Source organism: Anaeromassilibacillus sp. An200 (assembly GCF_002160025.1).
GTDB classification, from domain to species: Bacteria; Bacillota; Clostridia; order Oscillospirales; family Acutalibacteraceae; genus Caccousia; species Caccousia stercoris.
Window position 1 is genome coordinate 1 of record NZ_NFJU01000115.1, and the last position, 1520, is coordinate 1520.

Annotated in this window: 1 protein-coding gene and 2 pseudogenes; all 3 read left to right on the forward strand. The window is 46.8% G+C overall.

Annotation, left to right across the window (positions count from 1 at the left end; genetic code table 11):
• Window positions 1-227 precede the first annotated feature (227 nt).
• Window positions 228-404, forward strand: coding sequence for a hypothetical protein (locus B5F35_RS18955; RefSeq protein ID WP_021419834.1), 177 nt, complete (start codon window positions 228-230; stop codon window positions 402-404).
• Between the two features lie 89 nt (window positions 405-493).
• Window positions 494-736, forward strand: a pseudogene (locus B5F35_RS18090) (recombinase family protein); the annotation flags it as partial.
• 293 nt (window positions 737-1029) lie between these two features.
• Window positions 1030-1520, forward strand: a pseudogene (locus tag B5F35_RS19710) (MobA/MobL family protein); the annotation flags it as partial.

The window sequence follows — 1520 nt, forward strand, 5'->3', positions numbered from 1 at the left end:
AACCTGAAGCGGTTGATATGGAACACGAAATGACGCCAGTGAGCGTCTTTTTTTCTGCTCAAATTCCCATTGCTGATTTTCAGAGGCCACTTTGTCAACAGCTCCACATCGGCCCGAAGTGGAGAAAGCTCAAAGGGCGGCACCTGCGGGTGCCGTCTTTTGACATTTCCCCACAGGACAAGAGGGAAACGCTGGCAAGTACACCCATTCTGAAAAGGAGGTTTTCAATGACACAGGCCGTCACATATCAACGAGAAACAAAGTCTGTACCCTTTCAAGGGAAAACCATTGTGCTGGAAAGCCTCACGCCGGTACTTTCCCCGAAGGAGAAGGAACAGCGCAAAAAAGAAATTGAACGCCGTCTTTACGAGGTGTTCAGTAAGTACGGGGACAGGTTTCACTAACCATTCGCAACATTGTTGTCCGGGGCTGCTGATAGTATAATATAGTTGTAAGGTTGGTAGCTCCATTCCAACAAGGAAAGGAGCCCAATATGGAATTTATCAGAGAAGATTGCATTTATGCGAGACAGTCAGTAGACCGCAAGGACAGTATCAGCATTGAAAGTCAGATTGACTTCTGCAAGTACGAATTGAAAGGTGGGAACTGCCGGGTATTTAAGGACAAAGGCTATTCCGGCAAGAATACCGACAGGCCGGAGTTTCAAAAGCTGCTGGGCGAGATCCGCAAGGGAAAGGTTCGGCGGGTCATCGTGTACAAGCTGGACCGGATATCCATCTTATCTTCAGCGAAAGAAAACTGCTCCCCGAGCCTGACATCAAGAGAGCCACACGCAGCGTGTTATATGATGAAACGGGCAAAAGGGTACGCACCAAGAAAGAAATCACAGGGGAGGACGGACAGATACGAAAAGGCTGTACCGTCATAAAAAAGGGCGAGGTTTACGAAAGCCACCTTTTTACCGTGAAAGACGATAAATTCAAAAGCGAGCCTTTTCTTCGGGAGGTAAAAGAGATTTACACCGACCTTATCAATCGGCATATCTCCGATCCCGAACAGCAGTTAAAGGTGTTTGATAAGAACAGCGTTTATCTTCCCACCAAGAAAATCGGTAAGAACAATCCCAAAGCCGCCGAGATTGAAGCGGACAACGCCGCAAGGCAGGAATGGAACAGGACAGCGGATATGGCGTTGTTATCAGGTATTTCCGAAGCAAAGATTTTAGAAGTCAAGCAGACCGAGATACACGAAAAAGCAAGCCAGTCTATCAAAAGCAAAGGCTGGCTGCCTAATCTATTCCGCAGGATTGTGGCAAAGGCAAAAGATTTTCTGCAAAACCTTATTCGGGAAAAAGATATGCCGCCCAAGCCTACGCTTGATATTGATATGGCAGAGTTCCGTTATATGCGAAACCTGATGATAAAGGTGCAGGATAAGGCAAGGGAAATCAAAACCTTGCAGGACAAAGTTCTGCCGCAGTTGAAACAGCAGCTTGCCGATACAAAGGGGCTTTTCAAAGGCAAAGAGCGAAAAGCGTTAGAGGTAAAAATCAAAGAAAC